Annotated in this window: 14 protein-coding genes and 1 pseudogene; 5 read left to right on the top strand and 10 right to left on the bottom strand. The window is 74.0% G+C overall.

Annotated features, from left to right (window positions below):
- Window positions 1–168: 168 nt before the first annotated feature.
- Window positions 169–327 carry a DUF5679 domain-containing protein gene (locus tag AB4880_RS02695; RefSeq protein WP_238408271.1) on the top strand — a complete coding sequence of 53 codons (159 nt, stop codon included), beginning with the start codon at window positions 169–171 and terminating at the stop codon, window positions 325–327.
- Between the two features lie 118 nt (window positions 328–445).
- Window positions 446–1,318 (top strand): hypothetical protein, encoded by an 873-nt coding sequence (locus AB4880_RS02690; RefSeq protein ID WP_367917655.1) that lies wholly within the window; start codon window positions 446–448, stop codon window positions 1,316–1,318.
- A gap of 15 nt (window positions 1,319–1,333) precedes the next feature.
- On the opposite strand, the gene AB4880_RS02685 is transcribed toward AB4880_RS02690, so the two are convergent.
- From AB4880_RS02685 to AB4880_RS02660, 6 genes and pseudogenes are all read right to left on the bottom strand, one after another.
- A complete protein-coding gene (locus AB4880_RS02685; RefSeq protein ID WP_367917654.1) occupies window positions 1,334–1,498 on the bottom strand; it encodes a hypothetical protein in 165 nt (54 codons plus the stop codon).
- A gap of 167 nt (window positions 1,499–1,665) precedes the next feature.
- Window positions 1,666–1,845: pseudogene (locus AB4880_RS02680) on the bottom strand (putative WhiB-interacting protein); the annotation flags it as partial.
- Window positions 1,846–1,896: 51 nt separating this feature from the next.
- Entirely contained in the window at window positions 1,897–2,163 is a 267-nt protein-coding gene (locus tag AB4880_RS02675) for a WhiB family transcriptional regulator (protein ID WP_367917652.1), read from the bottom strand.
- Between the two features lie 154 nt (window positions 2,164–2,317).
- The gene (locus AB4880_RS02670) at window positions 2,318–2,605 is read right to left on the bottom strand and encodes a hypothetical protein (protein ID WP_367917651.1); all 288 of its coding nucleotides are present in this window, start codon (window positions 2,603–2,605) and stop codon (window positions 2,318–2,320) included.
- Window positions 2,606–2,729: 124 nt separating this feature from the next.
- Window positions 2,730–4,805 carry an ATP-dependent helicase gene (locus AB4880_RS02665; RefSeq protein WP_367917650.1) on the bottom strand — a complete coding sequence of 692 codons (2,076 nt, stop codon included), beginning with the start codon at window positions 4,803–4,805 and terminating at the stop codon, window positions 2,730–2,732.
- Window positions 4,806–4,900: 95 nt separating this feature from the next.
- A complete protein-coding gene (locus AB4880_RS02660) occupies window positions 4,901–6,223 on the bottom strand; it encodes a TolB-like translocation protein (protein WP_367917649.1) in 1,323 nt (440 codons plus the stop codon).
- Window positions 6,224–6,431: 208 nt separating this feature from the next.
- Between AB4880_RS02660 and AB4880_RS02655 the strand changes: the two genes are divergently transcribed.
- Complete coding sequence (locus AB4880_RS02655; RefSeq protein ID WP_367917648.1) at window positions 6,432–6,677, top strand: mycoredoxin; 246 nt, start codon at window positions 6,432–6,434, stop codon at window positions 6,675–6,677.
- Window positions 6,678–6,709: 32 nt separating this feature from the next.
- Here the strand turns inward: AB4880_RS02655 and nudC are convergent, their stop codons facing one another.
- On the bottom strand, window positions 6,710–7,621 hold the full coding sequence (nudC, locus tag AB4880_RS02650) for an NAD(+) diphosphatase (RefSeq protein WP_367917647.1): 912 nt from the start codon (window positions 7,619–7,621) through the stop codon (window positions 6,710–6,712).
- A gap of 29 nt (window positions 7,622–7,650) precedes the next feature.
- On the opposite strand from nudC, the gene AB4880_RS02645 reads away from it, so the two are divergent.
- Window positions 7,651–8,154, top strand: a complete 504-nt coding sequence (locus tag AB4880_RS02645) for an OsmC family protein (RefSeq protein ID WP_367917646.1) — start codon at window positions 7,651–7,653, stop codon at window positions 8,152–8,154.
- A 31-nt stretch (window positions 8,155–8,185) separates the two neighbouring features.
- On the opposite strand, the gene AB4880_RS02640 is transcribed toward AB4880_RS02645, so the two are convergent.
- From AB4880_RS02640 to AB4880_RS02630, 3 genes are all read right to left on the bottom strand, one after another.
- Entirely contained in the window at window positions 8,186–11,437 is a 3,252-nt protein-coding gene (locus tag AB4880_RS02640; protein WP_367917645.1) for an ATP-dependent DNA helicase, read from the bottom strand.
- 14 nt (window positions 11,438–11,451) lie between these two features.
- The gene (locus AB4880_RS02635; RefSeq protein ID WP_367917644.1) at window positions 11,452–14,706 is read right to left on the bottom strand and encodes an ATP-dependent helicase; all 3,255 of its coding nucleotides are present in this window, start codon (window positions 14,704–14,706) and stop codon (window positions 11,452–11,454) included.
- 68 nt (window positions 14,707–14,774) lie between these two features.
- Complete coding sequence (locus AB4880_RS02630) at window positions 14,775–15,188, bottom strand: cupin domain-containing protein (RefSeq protein ID WP_367917643.1); 414 nt, start codon at window positions 15,186–15,188, stop codon at window positions 14,775–14,777.
- Between the two features lie 467 nt (window positions 15,189–15,655).
- Between AB4880_RS02630 and AB4880_RS02625 the strand changes: the two genes are divergently transcribed.
- Window positions 15,656–18,181 (top strand): SCO7613 C-terminal domain-containing membrane protein, encoded by a 2,526-nt coding sequence (locus tag AB4880_RS02625; RefSeq protein ID WP_367917642.1) that lies wholly within the window; start codon window positions 15,656–15,658, stop codon window positions 18,179–18,181.
- The last annotated feature ends 7 nt before the right edge of the window (window positions 18,182–18,188 follow it).

The following is an 18,188-nucleotide window of genomic DNA, read 5'->3' as shown; positions in this document are numbered from 1 at the left end:
GTCGATCTCACGGCGGATTCAGACATGCGGGACACGCTCCGACGACTCCGTTGCGGCGTGTCGTAGGGTCAGGGAGGTTCGGAGCCAAGTCTCTGGACCCCGGCGGGCTTCCCCACTGTCCCCCGTCGCGACGACCGAACGAACAAGATGAGCAACAAGGAGGCCGTCATGGCGGAGACCTGGAGCGGTGAGTTCTACTGCGTGAAGTGCAAGGAGAAGCGCGAGGCCGAGGGCGAGGTCAAGGTGAACGAGAAGGGCACCCGGATGGCCAAGGCCGTCTGCCCCGTCTGCGGCACCAACCTCAACCGCATCCTCGGCAAGGCCTGATCCCAGGCACTCAGCCGATGCACGGGCGGCTCCACTGCGGTGGAGCCGCCCGTGGCGCGTTCTAGGCGCCTGTGGATGACGCCGACGCGGTGACGCCGGTTCGTGCGACGCTGCCGGCATGTCCGCGCTCGGGGCCCGCCACCTGATCCTGCGCCCCGGCACGCCTGTGATGGCGCGCTCCCCCGGCGTCGTCCAGATCGGCCTGGCAGGGCCGAGCGCGTGCCTGCCCGACGATCCCGCCGTACGCCGCCTCGTCGACGCCCTGCGCCGCCCCACCGGCCTCGATCCCGCCGAGGCCCTGCCCGACGCAGCCGCCGACGCGCTCCGCCGCCTGCAGGACGCCGATCTCGTCGTCGCAGCGTTCCTGGGCGAGGAGCCCCGGCCGCGGGCGCTGACCACGCTGCTGGCCCAGTTCGGCCCCGACGCCGTACGACGCCACGAAGCCCGCGTCGCCACCCGCGTGGTGGTCCACGCCGCCCTCGCCCTCGAGCCGGCCGTCGACGCCCTCCTGGCCGAGGCCGGGCTGCCCACGACCTCCGACGGCGACGACCCGGACGCCGTCCACCTCGTCGTCAGCGCCGGCGAGGTCCACCGCGACGCCCTCGACCCGCTGATCCGCGCCTCGCGAGCGCACCTGCTGGTCGGCGGCGACGCCGCCGGCGTCCGCATCGGCCCCTTCGTCGAGCCCGGCCGCACCGCCTGCCAGCGCTGCGTCGACGCCCACGAGTCGATGCACGACCCGCGCCGCCCGCTGCTCCTCGCCCAGGCCGCCGGCCAGGCGGCCGCCTTCCCGGCGCCGCGCGACCCGCTCCTCGACCGGCTGGCGCTGGCCTGGGCGGTGCGCGACCTGCAGCGCTATGCCGAGGGCGACGAGCCCAGCACCTGGTCGGCCACCGTCGACCTCGGCCCCGCCACCGCGCCCACGATCACCCCGTGGGGCCGCCATCCCTACTGCGGCTGCTCCTGGGACGGCTTTCTCGACCTGCCGTGAGTCGGGCCGGCCGACCTACCACCAGTCGCTGTCGAGCTTGGCCTCCATCGAGCGCAGGTGCGTGCGCGAGCACTCGTCGCAGAAGCGACGGACCCGGCCGCGCTCGAGCGACGTCGTCCAGGTCAGCGGCACCACGTCGCCGTCGGCCTGGCGGCCGCAGAAGTCACAGGTCACTGCCACCTGACCAGGCTAGTTCGGCCCGGGCCCCACGGGTGTCGGCCGGGCCGGAAAAAGATGGAAGGACCGGTTCGACGATCGGTCGAACCGGTCCTTCCTACTCACCCGCGATCAGGTGCCCTCCGAGGAGGACTCGAAGAATTCCGGTCTCGCTGGTCCGCGGAGCGGACTCAGAGTGCGCGAGCGAGGGCGAGACGAGCCTGCTGCGCAGCACGCTCGGCCTTGCGGCTCAAGCGGCGAGCGCGGGCCATCCTGCTGGCCACACGCAGCTGCTGCGCCTCTCCCAGGCGCTCGGCCATCTGCGCGCGGGCGAGCTCTTCGTTCAAGAAGCTGTTCATGATGGTGGATCCGTTCTGGTGATGGTGAAGATCTGATGGATGGTGAGGAGGGGTGGAGTGGGCCTACGCCGCGGCGTCCTTCCGCGGCCGACCCCGGGGCCGCTTACGCGGGATCACCGCGCCGGCCAGGAACAGCTGGCCGCCCCAGACACCCCAGGGCTCGCGCCGCTCCAGCGCACCGGCGAGGCACATCGCCTGGACCGGGCAGTCCGAGCACAGCGCCTTGGCGGCCTCGACGTCCGACGGGGACTCCGCGAACCACAGCTCCGCATCGTTCAGCCGGCACGGCAGCAGCTCGTCCAGGGTCGGCTCGAGAACACTGGTCGTCATTGTCGCTTTTCACCTCCTCTACTTCTGACCTGATCGCGTTGGTCGATTCCTTGGAGGGGATCTGCGCCTTCGCGTTCTCGGTCGGAGAAGTACGAAGGCCGCGGATCCCGGTCTTTCGGGTTCCGCGGCCTGGAGGGTGCCGAGCTGATTCAGATCAGATCGGTGGACTCCAGGCGTGGAGACCCGGGACGTCGGCGGACGTCGTGCCGCGGTGTCCCATGCCGGCGAAGGCGCGCTCGCGCTTGGCCTCATCGAGGGCCACCAGCGCGGTGCCGAAGGCAGCGAACGGCCCGTAGGCGGCGTTCGGCGCGATCGCACGCGCGGCAATGCCCTGGGCCGGGTTGGCCGTGAGGGCAGAGGTGGCGCAGTCGAAGGACGCGACAGCGGACAGCTGAAGCTGCCAGTCAGACGTCATCACCGGGTTCATCACGATGCTCTCCATGGGTGCCACCTCCTTCGGTGCCGTGCGGGCGCCAGCCGTGCCAGGGCTGTGATGCGCAGTGGTTGTTGTCAGACGACCGTAATGGGGGGCCGTCGGGCCGTGCAAATCATTTATCGAGGTTTTTTCAAGGTTTTTCTGAGACCAGTGCCAGAACGGCTTCGCCGTAGCGCTCGATCTTGCTCGGACCGACCCCGTTGACCTTCGCCAGCGCCTTCATCGAGGTCGGCCGGTGCTCGGCGATCAGCTCGAGCGTGGCGTCGGTGAACACGACATAGGCCGGCAGCGGCTTGCCGTCCTCGCCCGCCTCGCGCGCGGTCTCCAGGCGCCAGGCCTTGAGCCGCTCGAACAGCCCCTCGTCGTAGCGGACCGGGTGGTGGGCGCAGCGACCGCGCTTCTTCTCGGCGGCGCTGGTCAGCGGCTGGAGGCACTCGCGACAGCGGGCCACCTTGGTGCGGGTGCGCGGCGCCTGCGGCTGCTGGCCGGCCGGCAGCATCGGCACGATGAAGCGCGACGGCTGGCGCCGCGGGGCCTGCCCCGGGTTGCGGGCCGCCGACCACGAGACCATCAGCTCCCGGCGGGCGCGGGTCAGGCCGACGTAGAGCAGGCGGCGCTCCTCCTCGACCGCGTCGGGGCGCGCGCCGCCCTGCTCGGCGTAGACGATGGGGACGGTGCCGTCCTGGACGCCGCAGCAGAAGACGGCGTCCCACTCCAGGCCCTTGGCCGCGTGGAAGGTCGCCAGCGTGACGCCGTCGGCGGTCGGGGCGTGCTGCTCGGTGGCGCGGCGGTCGAGCTCGTCGACGAAGCCGGCCACGGACGCCTCGATGCCGTGCTCGTTGCCGAACTCCTCGGCCTGGTCGGCCAGCGCCTGGAAGGACTCCCACCGGTCGCGGACCTGCCCGCGGCTGGTCGGCGGCTCGGCCGTCCAGCCCATGCCGCCGAGGACGCCACGGACCACCTCGAGCCACGGGACGCCGTCGCCCTCGCCCGAGCGCGCCGCCCCGCGCAGCCGGGTGACCGCCTCGAGCACCTCGCGGCGCTCGAAGAAGCGAGCCGCGCCGCGGATGATGTAGGGGATGCCGCGGTCGGTGAGCGCGTCCTCGAAGGTCTCGGACTGGGCGTTGATGCGGAAGAGCACCGCCATCTCGCCGTACGGCGTGCCGGCGCGCTGCAGCCGCGCGATCCGGTCGGCGACGCTGCGCGCCTCGGCGACCTCGTCGGGCTCGCCGACGAAGCGCACCGACGAGCCCGGCTTCTGCTGCGAGCGCAACTCGACGCCGGCGCTCGGCGTGCCGGACAGCAGCGTGTTGGCCGCCTCGACCACCTGCGGGGTGGAGCGGTAGTTGCGGACCAGCTCGATGGAGGTGGTGCCGGGATAGCGCTGGGGGAAGTCCTTGAGGTAGGTCGCGTCGGCGCCGGCGAAGGAGTAGATGGTCTGGGCCGGGTCGCCGACCACGCACAGCTCGTCGCGCCCGCCGAGCCAGAGGTCGAGCAGCGCCGACTGCAGCGGCGAGACGTCCTGGAACTCGTCGACGACGAACCACTTGTACTGCCGGCGCACCTGCGCCGCGACCCGCTCGTCGGAGGCGAGCACGCCGGCGGTGAGGAGCAGGACGTCCTCCATGTCCATGCGGCCCTGGTCGCGCTTGACCTGCTCGTAGGCGGCGATCACCCGGCCCACCTCGTCGGGCGACTGGTCGCCGACCGAGCGGCCCTTGACCGGCGCGATGCGCGGGTAGTCGTCGGCCCCGACATTGCTGACCTTGGCCCACTCGACCTCGGAGGCGAGGTCGCGCAGCAGCGCCTGCTCGGCGCGGATGCCGAGCGTGCGGCAGGCCGCCGCGAGCATCGGGATCTTGGACTCGGTGAGGACCGGCAGCTCGGTGCCGTGGACGTGGGGCCAGAAGTAGCGCAGCTGGCGCAGCGCCGCACTGTGGAAGGTGCGCGCCTGGACGCCGGGCGCGCCGAGCGCCCGCAGCCGCTGCCGGAGCTCGCCGGCCGCGCGGGTCGTGAAGGTCACCGCCAGCACCTCGGTCGGCGCGTAGACGCCCGCCTGGACGCCGTGGGCGATGCGGTGGGTGATCGCCCGTGTCTTGCCCGTGCCCGCGCCGGCCAGGACCCGCACCGGGCCCCGCAGCGTCTCGGCGACCTGCCGCTGCTCGGGATCGAGCGCGGAGAGCAGCCGTTCGATGGACTCGGACATGGAGAAAACCCTAGACGGCGGGTCCGACACAACCGGACCCGCCGTCGCGAGTTGTCAGCGCCGTCAGCGCTCAGCCGATCGGGGTCAGCGCCGGGTCAGCGCCGGACGGTCACCGTCGACGAGACGGCCGAGCGGGTCGTGTAGCCGTTGCGGCGCACGGTCACCCGGACCTGGATCCGCTTGCCGCGGTCGGCGCGCCCCACGACGTACGTCGACGCGGTGCGGCCGCGGACCACCTTTCCGTTGCGCAGCCAGGTGTAGCTGACACCCGACGGCGCCGGCGACCAGGTGCCGGTGCTCGCGCGCAGCCGCTTGCCGACCTTCGCCTTGCCGCTCACGACCGGCGCCTTGGCCAGCGCGAACGCCTGCGGACCGGGGGCCGGCGCGGCCGACAGCGGGGCGGGCGACCAGGACGGCTCGGTGCCGCCCGTCGCGATCTTGGTCACCGTGGTGGTCGGGCCGCACGCGGCCAGGCCGGTGATCACCCACAGGTCGCCGCCCTCGCTGTAGGCGGCCGAGTCGCTGTCGGGGCCGAAGCTCGGGTCCTTGGCGACCGGCTGACCGGCGTCGGGCGTGAGGTAGCACTCCGGGTTGGCGGTGGGCTTGCCCGGCGTACCGGTGCGCGGGTCCCCGACCGTCGTCTTCATCCCGATGCCGCCGGCGCTGCCGAAGATCACGCGGTTGCCGTCGGGCGACACCTCCGTCTCCTGCAGCTCGATGAACTGGCCGAAGATGTCGTTGGAGTAGAACCACGGCGTCGACGGGTGGCCCAGGTCGGCCAGGTGGACGTCGCCGGAGCGGTTCAGCGTCACCCGGCTGTTGGTGACCCAGGAGGGCTGGTAGCCGAGCTGGATCCCGTACTTGTCGGGGCCGGCCCACTGCGCCGCGTCGGTGAAGCCGGTCTCGGCCTCCGTCTCGAGGTAGCCGCCCGGGCCGTTGTACCGCTCGAGGCGCAGCTGGCTGTAGGCGATCTTGCTGCCGTCGGGCGAGATCTCGGGGTCGAGGATCGGGCTGATCGTGACCGTGCCGTAGTCGGGGACGAAGAGGTCCTCGGGCGTGATCCGGTTGAGGACGACGCCGTCTTGACGCATCCGGACGATCGTCTCGCCCTTCATCACCGCGATGATGCCGGCGTCCGACATGGTCGGGTGCTCGTACGGCGTCGTCGCCGTACCGTCCTTGGTCACCGCGCGCTGGCCGCTGCCGTCGGGACGGCTCAGCCAGACGTTGTCGGCGTGGATGTAGACGATCGAGCCGCCGACGGCCGACGCCGCCGCCACGGACGAGCGGGCCCGGACGGGGCTGCCGTCGCCGCCGGTGATCGACGCGGCGTCCGCCGGGCTCACCGCGGTGAGCAACGATGCTGCGGCCAGGGCGGTGGTCGCGGAGAGCAGCGTGACCTTGCGAGTGCGGGACATCGGGAGACTCCTCTGGGGGCGATGACTTCGTTGCACCGACCTTCGCGGGCCGGGAGTCCCGGCAGCCAGGGCGCGTGTCCCGTATCGAGTCCCGACCTGCACCCGACCGGTCCGGGCGCCCCTGGTCGGGGGAACAAGGTCACCGGCGCCGTGGTTGGGTGAGGGCAGCACACCTCCCGAAATGCCCTGACTGAGAAGGCGATCCGCGATGACGTTCACGATGTACACGACTCCCTGGTGCGGCTACTGCCACCGGCTCAAGAGCCAGCTCGACCGGGAGGGCATCGCCTACGAGATCGTCGACATCGAGCAGCAGCCCGAAGCCGCGGCCATCGTCGAGGCCGCCAACAACGGCAACCAGACCGTGCCGACGCTGGTCTACGCCGACGGCACCGCGCAGACCAACCCGAGCGTCATCCAGGTCAAGGAGAAGCTCGCCGCGCTCAGCGCCTGAGCGCGCTCAGCGCTGCCAGCGGCTGCCCGCCGCTACCAGCTGCCGGGCAGTGCGCCGCCGTACCAGTGCTCGACGAGCGAGCGGCTGATCGAGACGCCGCCCGGCAGCACCAGCGAGCCGTCCGCCGTACGACGGCGCATGTCCTCGCGCGTGAACCACTGGGCGTCCTCGACGTCGTCGTCCTCGAGCCGGATGTCCTCCGACGTCGCCCGGCCGTGGAACCCCAGCATCAGGCTGGACGGCAGCGGCCACGGCTGGTTGCCGAAGTAGGTCACCTCGCCGACCACCACACCGGTCTCCTCGAGGACCTCACGCCGGACGGCGTCCTCGAGGCTCTCCCCCGGCTCGCAGAAGCCGGCCAGCGTCGAGTAGCGGCCCTCGGGCCAGGACTTGTTGCGCCCGAGCAGGCAGCGCTCCTCCGGGCTGCCCGGCTCGCCGGCCGCGATCACCATGATCACCGCCGGGTCGGACCGCGGGAACTGCGGCTTGCCGCAGCTCTCGCACACCAGCTCGTGGCCCGCCGCGCGGGGCGCCAGGCGGCCACCGCAGCGCGGGCAGAAGGTGTGCGCCCAGTGCCACTCGGCCAGGCCGAGCGCGTGGAACACCAGCGGCGCCTGGCGGACCGCGTCGCCGCCGAGGTACGGCAGCAGGCCGCGTAGCGGGAGCCACTGCTCCGGCTCGGCCTTGGCCAGCTCCGCCGAGGCGATGACCGCCCACCAGGTGACGCCGTCGCGCTCGCCCAGCAGCACCCGGACGCCGTCGGGCGCCAGGGCCGTCGGGACCCACTCGATGCCGCCGGCCCCGGGCTTGACCCGCGTCCCGGAGATCACGAGCACCCGCGCGTCGGCGTCGTCCCACCGCGCGGCGAGCCACGCCTCGTCGGTGCGCAGCAGCCCGAGCCGGTCGTGCGGATCCTGGGTGAGGGTGAGGTGCGGGAACGTCACGCCCCCGAGCGTAGGCGCTACGGTGAGCCATGGATGCGAGCACCCTCCGGGCCCGGCAGGCGCCGCTCAAGGAGCGCTACCGCGCCGACCCCGCGACGGCACGCACCGCGACCGCCGCGACCGGCGACTACGGCACCCCGGACGTCACCGCCACCATCGACGGCTTCACCGGACCGATCCGCGCCGGACTCCACCCCGCCACCGGCGGCGACGGCTCCGACGCCTGCTCCGCCGACCTGCTGCTCCAGGCCGTGCTCGCCTGCGCCGGCGTGACCCTGCGCGCGGTCGCCACCGCGATGGGCGTCGAGATCCGCTCGGCCCGGCTGCGCGCCGACGCCTGGTGGGACGCCCGCGGCACGCTCGGCATCGACCGGGAGGCGCCGGTCGGCGTCCAGGACATCGTGCTCACCCTCGCCCTCGACACCGACGCGGACGACGCCACGCTGGCCCGGCTGGGGACGGCGACCGAGCGGTACTGCGTCGTGGGGCGCACGCTCGCCCAGCCACCGCGGATCGAGGTCGTGCGGGCCTGAGCCCGGCGCACCGCGCCGCCCGCGGACGCCGTCAGCCGAGGAGGGCTGCCACCTCCTCCCTGCCGGGGAGCTCGTCGTGCACCACGAGCTCGCCGCTGCGGACGTAGTAGAAGCCGGCGCGGACCCGGTCGACGGGGAGGCCGTGCAGGTCGGCCCAGGCCAGCCGGTAGAGCGCGAGCTGCAGCGGGTCGGCGTCGTGGCGACGGCTGGTCTTCCAGTCGACGACCAGGAAGGTGCCGTCAGGCTCGGCGTAGACGGCGTCGATCCGGCCGCGGATCACCTGGCGGCGTCCCTCGCCGGCGTCGAGCACCAGCGCGAAGGGCGCCTCGACCGCGTGCGGGACCCGGCTGCCGAAGACGCCGTCCTCGAACCGGGCGACCAGGTCCTTGAGGTCGGCCTCGTCGTCGATGCCGGCATCGGCGCGCCCGGACAGGTCGTCGGGGTCGAACAGGCCCTGCTGCCCGAAGCGGGCCTCGACCCACGCGTGGAAGCGAGTGCCGAACTGGGCGGACGGCGCGGGCGGTCGGGGCATCGGTCGGGCCAGGTCGCGCGCGAACGCCTCGGGATCGTCGCGCAGGCGGCCGAGGGCGGTGGCCGACAGCGACGAGGGCATCGGCACCTCGATCGCCGCGCCCGCGCCGGAGGCCAGGCGGGCCTCCTTGAGGAGCTGCTCGATCTCGGCGTCCCACTCGGCCACCCGTGCCGCGGTGACGATGTCGAGATCGGGGTCGGGCTCGTCGGGGTCGGCCTCGGCGACCAGCGCCGCCGCGGCGAGGCGCAGTCGCGCCTCCTCGCCCATGCCGTCGACCGGCCAGGGGGGGGACGGATCCTCGGCGTCGTAGGGGTTGGCCGCGCCCTTGGGCGGCCGGGTCAACCACGGCTCGGGGGCCAGTCCCCAGCGGGTGAGCATCTCGCGCACCGACTCCTGGTAGGACGACGGCCCGTAGGGCGTCTTGCGCGGCCCCCACTGGAAGGACGTCACTGCCAGCCGGTGCGCCGCGCGGGTGTAGGCGACATAGCCGAGGCGCAGCTCCTCGTCGGCCTCGTGGGCCTTGGACCGCGCGCGGTAGTCGTCGAGAGCCGCCTTGTCGAAGCCCTCGAGCTGCGGCAGGTCGGCGGCGTCGCCACGCAGCGCCGCGGGCAGCACCGCCGGGGACGACACCCAGAGCGTGCGCCCCTGGGCCGACGGGAACCGCGACTCGCAGACACCGACGCAGAACACGGTGGACCACTCGAGGCCCTTGGAGCGGTGGACCGTGAGCAGCTTGACCGAGTCGGCCTCGGTGGGCGTGGCGATGTCGAGGCCGTTGCCCTGGTCGTCCTCGGCGGTGAGGTAGGCCAGCAGCGCCGGCAGCGTCACGTCGCCGTCGACGGCCTGGAAGTCGGCGACCGCCTTGACGAAGAGGTCGAGGTTGTCGCGCCGCGCGGACGCCGCCGGGCTGACCGCCGAGGCGAGCTCGACGTCGACGCCGGTGACGTCGATGATCCGCCGGACCAGGTCGAGCAGGGGCTCCCCCACCGCCGCGCGCAGCACCCGGAGCTCGTCGCGCAGCAGCCCGAAGCGCTCGCGCGCCTCGGCGGAGAAGTCACCCTCGCCCGGGTCGGCGAGCGCGTCGTCGAGACACGGGACCTCGGCCGGGTCGATGCCGTCGGCGATCGCCACCAGCTGCTCGGTCACCGAGACCGTCTCGCCCGAGCGGCCACGCCGGCCGGCGAGCTCGCTCGCGCGCTGGCCGAGCAGGCGCAGGTCGCGCGGCCCGATCGCCCAGCGCGGCCCGGCGAGCAGGGTCAGCAGCGCGGCGTTGTCGGTGACGTCGTGCAGCAGCCGCAGGACCGCCACGATCTCGGCGATCTCGGGCAGCCGCAGCAGGCCCGAGAGACCGACGATCTCGACCGGGATGCCCGCGGTGGACAGGGCGTCGAAGACCAGCTCGGCGTGAGCGTTGTCGCGGGTCAGGACGCCGATGTGGGCCCAGTCGCCCGGGTCGCCGCCGTGGGCGGCCCGGACCGTCGCGGCCAGCCACGCCAGCTCGTCGCGCTGGGTCTCGAAGGTGTGTGCCTCGACCACGCCGTCGATGGCGCCGTCGGGTGCCCGCAGTCGCGCCACACCGGCCCCGCGGGCCTCGAGCGCGCTGTAGAGCGGCTCGGCGAGATGGCTCGCCACGTCGAGGATGCGTCGGTCGGAGCGCCGGTTGACCGTCAGGGCGTACGTCGTGGGCGTGCCGTCGGCCGCCGGGAAGGTCTCGGCGAAGTTGAGGATGTTGGCCACCGACGCGCCGCGCCAACCGTAGATCGCCTGGTTGGGGTCGCCGACCGCCGTGACCGCGTGCCCGAGCCCGGTCTCGGCGTCGGGACCGGAGAACAGCCGCGACAGCATGATCGCCTGCGCGACCGAGGTGTCCTGGTATTCGTCGAGCAGCACCACCTTGAACCGCCCGCGCTCGATCGCTCCCACCTCGGGCCGCTCGGCGGCGAGCCGCGCGCCGAGCTCGATCTGGTCGGAGAAGTCCATCAGGCCGAGGTCGCGCTTGAGCCGTCGGTAGGACGCCACGAGCTGCAGCAGCTCGGCCCGCCGGTCGATGGCGCTGATGGCCTTGTCGACCGCGTCGACGTAGGTCTTGCGCGCCTTGCCGGCGAGCTCCTCGTTGCGCGCCCGCTCGAAGCCGCGCCGCGCGTCGGCGTCGTGGGCGAGGACCCGGTCGGGCGTGACCAGGTGCTCGCTCATCGCCGAGTCGAGGGCGAGCAGGTTCTGGATCGCGGTCTCGGGGTGGTCGGTGAGCAGGTCGATCCGGCCGGTGAACCGGTCGACCGCCCGCGCGCCCAGCTGGTAGCGCGCGGCGTCGGTGATCACCCGGGTGTCGGGCTCGTGGCCGATCCGCAGGCCGTGGTCGGTCAGCAGGCCGGACGCGTAGGCGTTGTAGGTGGCCACCGTCGGCTCGAGGACCTCGTCGACCTCGTCGTCGGGCCCGAGGCCGCCGCGGCCGGCGGCGGTCGGGGTGAGGTCGAGCGCGCCGGCGTCACGCAGCGCGGTGCGGATGCGCTGGCGCAGCTCGGCGGCCGCCTTGGTGGTGAAGGTCAGGCCGAGCACCTCCTCGGGCCGCACCTGCCCGGTGAGCACCAGGTAGACGACCCGCGCGGCCATCAGCGTGGTCTTGCCGGACCCGGCGCCGGCGATCACCACGGCGGGGCGCAGCGGGGCACTGATCGCGGCCCACTGCTCGTCGCTGGGCGGGAACGTCGCCTTCATCGCCCGCTGCAGCGCCTCGGGCGAGTCGATCGTCATCGGGATCACCGCGTTCACTGGGACACCACCGCTCCCGCGCTCTTGGCCGGACACAGGGACAGGAAGGTGCACGTGCGGCACTGCTGGCCGGCGACGGCCGGGAAGTGCTCCTCGCGGATCAGGCTCGCCGCGTGGGCCAGCCGGGCCCGCAGGTCGTCGCGCTCGGGCCCGTCGTCGGCGTGGACCGGCTGCTGCTGGACGGTGGCGTCGGGGCCGCCGTCGATCAGGCCGAGCTGCACCAGCTCGGCGCCACCGGCCTCGTAGGGGGGCGCGCCGGGGTCGGTGTCGAGGGCGCCGTGGTCGACGGCGTACTGGTAGAGCGCGAGCTGCACGTGGGTCTTGACCGAGGTGTCGCTCGGCTTGGCGCGGCCGGTCTTGAGGTCGACCACGACGACCCGGCCCTCGGCGTCGAGCTCGACCCGGTCGGCATAGCCGGTCACCTGGACCTGCTCGCCGTCGACCTCGACCACCGTCGAGAACCGCTCCTCGCGCCCGATCAGCCGGCGCTGGTTGGCCTCGTGCCAGTCGACGAAGCGCTCGAGCGCGGCTCGGACCCGGTCGTGCTCGCGCTGCTTGGACCAGGGCGTGCGGAAGTCGAGACGGTCCCAGACCTCGTCGACATAGGCCATCAGCGCGCCGGGGTCGGGCGGCGCGTCGCCGGACGCGACCCGCTCGGCCAGGGCGTGGACCAGCTCGCCGAGGTTGGCGGACTGGTGCGCGCGCCCGACGCCCCCCGCCTCACGGGTGAGGAACCACTGGGTCGGGCAGACCGCGAGCGCATCGAGCATGCTCGCCGAGACCGGGACGGGACGATCGGTGTCGCGGATCGGCGCCGACGAGCGGCTGGCGGCGCGGGTGCCCCACCAGTTGGCCGGATCGGCGGCCGGTATGGCGGCCCGCCGCCCCACCCGCTCACCCGCGAGGCGGGCCAGCCGCCGCGCCGCGGCCGCCCGCAGCGCCGGGTCGGACTCGGGATCGGCGACCGTGCGCCGCAGCTCGGCGACCAGACCGTCGAGCGACAGCGGGCGCGGCGGGCGACCGACGACGTGCTCGACGTGGGAGCCGAGCTCGTCGAGGAAGCGGGAGGGCTGCTCGCCCTCGTCGTCACTCGAGCGGACCGCGGTGACGACCAGCCGCTGGCGGGCGCGGGTGCAGGCGACGTAGAAGAGCCGGCGCTCCTCCATCAGCAGCTCGCGCGCGGTCAGCGGCGGGATCACCGAGCCGACCAGGCCGCCCGCGGTCGACGGGCCGATCCGGTCGGCCTGCAGCAGCGTGGACCGGCGGCGCAGGTCGGGCCAGCCCTCGGCCTGCACGTGCGCGACGACGACCAGCCGCCACTCCAGCCCCTTGCTGCGGTGGGCGGTCAGCAGCCGGACGGCGGCGCCGCGCGCCCCCTGGTCGGCCAGCGTGTCGGCGGGGATCTCCTGCTGGACCAGGCCCTCGAGGAAGGGCGCGACGCCGAGGTGCTCGCGCCGCTCGCCGGCGCGGACCGCGACGTCGAAGAGCGCGCAGATCGAGTCGAGGTCGCGGTGCGCCCGGCGGGCGGCGCCGCCGCCGATCTCGACCGCGCGCCGCAGCCGCTGCGGCCAGGAGGTGCCGGACCACAGCGTCCAGAGCAGCTCGTCGGCACTGGCGCCCTCGTCGAGCTCGGCGCGGGCCCGGCCGAGCAGCGCCGCCAGCGACCGGGCGCGCTCGATCTCGGGGGCGTCGATCTCGGCCAGGTGGGACGGGTCGACGACGGCCAGGCGCACCAGCTCGCGCGAGCTGCGCGGCGTGCCGCCGGTCTCCTGGCAGCGGTCCTTCTCGCGGTTGCGCAGCAGGCGGGCCAACCGGCGTACGTCGCCCGCGTCGAGCCCGCCGAGCGGACCGGTGAGCAGCGCCTCGGCGCGGGCGGCGTCGACGTGGTCGACGTGCTCGGGGTCGTCGTTGTCGAGGTTGACCACGGCCCGCAGCGCGTCGAGCAGCGGCATCACCGCGGGGTCGCGCACCAGCGGGACCTCGTCGCGCGCGACCTCGACCGGCACCCCGGCCGCGCCGAGCGCCCGGCGCAGCGGCGCGATGCTGGCCCGGCCGGAGCGCACCAGCACCGCCATCTCGTCCCAGGGGACGCCGTCTTCGAGGTGCGCGCGGCGGAGCAGGTCGGCGAGGTGCTCGGCCTCGGCCCGCTCGGTGTCGAAGGTGCGGACCTGCACCTGGCCCCGCCCGTGGGAGGTCGCCTCGGACTGCGGCGCCAGGAAGCGCTCGCGCGCCTCGGCGGGGATGGTGCCGCGCAGGCCGATGCGGCCGGCGACCCGCTGCGCCGGCGCGAGGATGCCGGGGCCGAACCGCCGGACCGTGCGCAGCGCGACGACGTCGGCCGGCGCGCCGTCGGCGCGCGGGAACTCGGTCGGGAACTCGAGGATGCCGCGCACCTCGGCGCCGCGGAAGCCGTAGATCGACTGGTGCGGGTCGCCGACCGCGACCAGGTCGAGACCGTCGCCGGCGATCGCCTTCAGCAGCGCGACCTGGCCGGGGTCGGTGTCCTGGTATTCGTCGACGAAGACGTGACGGAACTCCTCGCGCAGCTCGTCGCGGTGGTATTCGGCCTCGATGCACGCACGGCGGATCAGGTCGGCGTAGTCGGTGGCGCCGACGGAGTCGAGGGAGTCGAGGTATTGCTCGAGGAAGAGCCCGGCGGCGACGTACTCGTCGATGCCCTCGGCCTCGCCCAGCCGGCGCAGCGCCTCGCCGTCGAGACCCTTCTCGCGCGCCCGCCCGAGCACCGCGTGCACCTCACGGGCGAACCCGCGGGTGGCCATCGCCTGCTTGAACCGGTCGGGCCACTGCACCGACTCGGGGTGGTCGGCGAGCAGCTCGCGGAGGATGACGTCCTGCTCGGGCGCGGAGAGCAGCCGCAGCGGCGCCTCGTAGAGCCCGGCCGGCGCATAGCGACGGACCAGCGCGTAGGCGAAGGAGTGGAAGGTCGAGCTGAGCTGGGTGCCGGTCGTGCGGCCCAGCCGCGCGGTGACCCGGTCGCGCAGCTGGTCGGCCGCCTTGCGGGAGAAGGTCAGCGCGAGCACCTGGTCGGGGCGCGCGCCGCGGCGCTCGATGCGGTCGACGATCGCCTCGACGAGCGTCGTGGTCTTGCCCGTGCCCGGGCCCGCGAGCACGAGCAGCGGACCGCCGGCATGGTCGACGACCTGCTGCTGGTGCTCATCGAGCGCCGGCACCGCGGCGGCAGGCGGCGCCGGCGCGAAGCGGTAGCTGAGCTGAGCGGTCGAGGTGTCCACGAGCGCCACTCAACCATCAGGGCCCGACAGAACTCCGCGCGGCCGGTCCCGCCGGCGGTGGGTCGGGGTCAGGCGAGCTCGAAGTCGGCGAAGTCGAAGCCGGGCGAGACCAGGCAGCTGACCAGGGCGTCGGCGTCGCTGACCAGCGTCCGCTGCCAGACACCGGCCGGCACCCGCCCCTGCGGCTCGTCGGCCCGGATCCTGAGCCGGATCGCGGCCGTCTCGTCCGGCGCCGGGCCGGAGCCGCCGAGCTCGACCGTCACCGTGCCGTCGTGGCCCAGCCAGATCTCGTCGGAGCGCACCCGGTGCCACGCCGACGACTCGCCGGCGGGCAGCAGGAAGTAGATGAGCGTCGCCGTCGACCGGATCCGGCCGTCGGGCAGGGTCACCATCACGGGCGAGGACCAGGTCTGGCGGTACCAGCCGCCCTCGGGGTGCGGCTCCAGGCCCAGCTGTACGGCGCGCGCGGGTCGGTCGTCCATGACGCCAGTATGGGCGGAGAATGGACGAAGGGCCCTCGCGAGTATGAGTCGCAAGGGCCCTTCTGGTGACCGGTACTGGTGACGCTCCCGGTCGACCACCGGCCTGCTCGGATCCCGCGAGCCACGTCACCCGGCTCGCGCGGCCGGCGCCCCGCGAGGGGTGCCTCGGCCCCGACCCGGAGGTCGTGGCCTGGCCGTGCGGATCGTCGCCTTCCAGCGGATCCCGCACCCCCGGAGGAGTGCGTGGGAGAAGTTCTACGCCCGCCTCCGAGGCGTGGCAAGGGGTTCCTCCGAGGTTTTTCCAAGGGTTGTCCGTACTCCACCGAAAGCCGCTCGTCGTCCACAGAAGGCACCGCCTTCCTCCACAGGAGAGCGGGCGGTCATCCCCAGGCTGAGTACCCGTACTCAGCACCACCTGAGTGCCCGCACGATCCCGGCCGAGTACGCGTACGTGAACGAATGGGGACATGCGCTACGCCGACCCGAAGCTCTGCCCGGACTGCCGCTCCGCGTTGCCCGCCGGCATCTCCGTCTGCCCGACCTGTGACCTGCTCGTGCGCCACCCGATCGCGATCGACCTGTTCGGGACGCTGCAGCAGGCCGACACGCTGCTCGCCGACCTGCGCGTCGCGACCACCGCCTTCCACGCCCGCCCGACCGCCGTCTCCGCCGTGGCCGCGCCGACCGGCATCCCCGGCCTCGGCGGCCCGATGGTCCCGCCCAGCGCCCCCGTCGAGCCGAAGCGGGCCAGCTCGGTGCCGGCGCCGCCGCCCCTGCCTGCGGCGCCGACCGTGCCACCGGCGCGCGGCGGCGTCGCCTTCGCGTCGGTGCCGAAGATCCTGCTCGGACTCGGCGCCTTCTGCCTGCTCGTCGCGGCGATCATCTTCCTCGCGGTGTCGTGGTCCTCCCTCGGCGTCGGCGGCCGTACGGCGGTCCTCGCGGGCGTCACCCTCGCCGCCGGCGCGGCGGCCCTGCTCCTGCACCGGATCGGACTCCGCGTCGCAGGCGAGTCTCTCGTCGTCGTCGCGCTCGGCATGCTCGCGCTCGACGTCGTCGGGGCCGGGTCGGCCGGCTGGTTCGGGGACGCGTCGGACGGCACGATCATCGGCGCCGCCGGGATCGTCACCGCGGTGGCCGGAGTACTGCTCGGCCTGGTCCGCATCTCCGACCGGCCCCGCCTGGTCGCGCCGCAGATCATCGCCGGCATCGCCCTTCTCGTCGCGGATGCCGCTTTGGCCGGGGTCACCGGCCACCCCCTGATCGTCGGCCACGTCATCACCGCACTCGGCATCGGCCTCGTCGTCCTCGGCAGCGCGCAGCGCCAGCCGGCTCTGCTGTGGAGCGCCGGCAGCGCGGCCGCGCTGATCTGGTTCGCAACGGCCTTCGGCGGCCTGCTCGAGGCGCTCGACGACCCGTCCCTGCACGAGCTGTGGGTCGAGGGCGCCGGCTGGTCGCTCCTGCTCACCGCCGCGGCGCTCGTCGTCCCCGGGCTGGTCGCCCGTCACCACCAGGTGCTCCTCGCCGGCGCCAGCTGCACGGCGATGATCGTCACGGCCGTCGTCACCCTGCCGAGCATCGACGCCGGCGCCGCGACCGTGGGCCTCGTCGCGCTCGCGACGACGGCGCTCTGGGTGCTGGCCCTCGGGCTGCTCCCCCGCTCCTTCCGCACGATCGCGATCGCACCGGCGGGCGTCGGCAGCCTGATCCTCACCGGGTTCGCCTTCACCACGGTCGCCATCGCCGTGGCCCGCTGGCAGCACGTCGCGGGCGGCTACAGCCGTCCGTTCGACGTCCGCCTGCTCCGCCCGGCGCCGCTCACCGAGCCGCTGCTGCTCGTGCCCTCGCTGCTGGTCGTCGTCGCCTTCGTCGCGCTGCTGATCCCGGCCCGCGGCCGTCAGGTCCTCGGCGTCTGGCTCCGGATCGCGGGCCTGCTGGCCGGCGTCGGCGTCGCCGCCACCCTCGCGTCGTACGACGTCGCGCTGGCGCTCCCCGTCGCCGTTCTCGCCCTCGTGGCGCTCGCCGCCGTCGCCCTGACGCTGACCTCGACCGGCCTGCTCGGCAACGGCCTGGCCGTCGCGGCCGCCGTGATCGCCGGTGCCGCGGCCCTCGTCGCCACGCCGAACGAGACCCTGGCCCTCGCGGTCACCGCTCCCCTGGCCGCTGCACTGCTGGCGATCGCGGTCCTGGGCCAGCACCCGCGACGCAAGGAGATCGGCGGACTGGCCACGCCCCCGCTGCTCGCGCTCGCGGTCGCGGCCGGCGTCCACGTGGCGGGCGGCGGCTCGCCCTGGGTGTCCGTGCCGATCCTGCTCGCGGTCGGCCTGCTCGCCCTCGCGCTGCCCCGACTCGACGTCGAGCTCTCCGCGATCGTCGTGTCGATCCTCACCCTTCCGGTCTCCCTGACCACGGCCGCCGACCCGGGCGCGCTCGCGTCGGTGTGGCTGACCGTCGCGGGCTTCCTCGCCTGCGCGACCGCGCTCCTGCACGAGTCGCGCCGGATGGTCGCCTTCGCGGGCAGCGCGCTGCTGCTGCTGGCGACGTGGGTCCGGCTCGACGACCTCGGCGTCCGGGAGCCCGAGCCGTACACGCTGCCGCTCGCGATCGGCCTGCTCGCCTTCGGCCTCTGGCGGATGCAGCACTCGAGCGAGGTCGGCACGGCGCAGGCGCTGCTGCCGGGGCTGCTGCTCGGCACCACGCCGTCCCTGCTCTGGGTGCTGGGCGACCCGGTCTCCCTGCGCGCGCTCGTGCTCGGCGCGGCCTGCCTGGCGCTGACGATCGCCGGCGCGGCGCTGCGCTGGAGCGCCCCGCTCGTGGTGGGTGCGACGGTCGGCGCGGCCATCGTCCTGCGCGAGATCGGGCCGTACGCCGGCGACTTCCCGAAGTGGGTCTGGATCGGTCTGGCGGGCGCCCTGCTGACCGTCGTCGGCATCACCTGGGAGCGCCAGCTGCTCGAGGTGCGCAAGGCGGTCGGTTTCATCGGGCGGCTGCGGTGACCGAAGC

The sequence above is a fragment of the Nocardioides ginsengisoli genome (assembly GCF_039537225.1).
Classification (GTDB): domain Bacteria; phylum Actinomycetota; class Actinomycetes; order Propionibacteriales; family Nocardioidaceae; genus Nocardioides; species Nocardioides ginsengisoli.
Note: the sequence above shows the minus strand (reverse complement) of the source record. Positions and strands in the feature narration are given on the sequence as shown.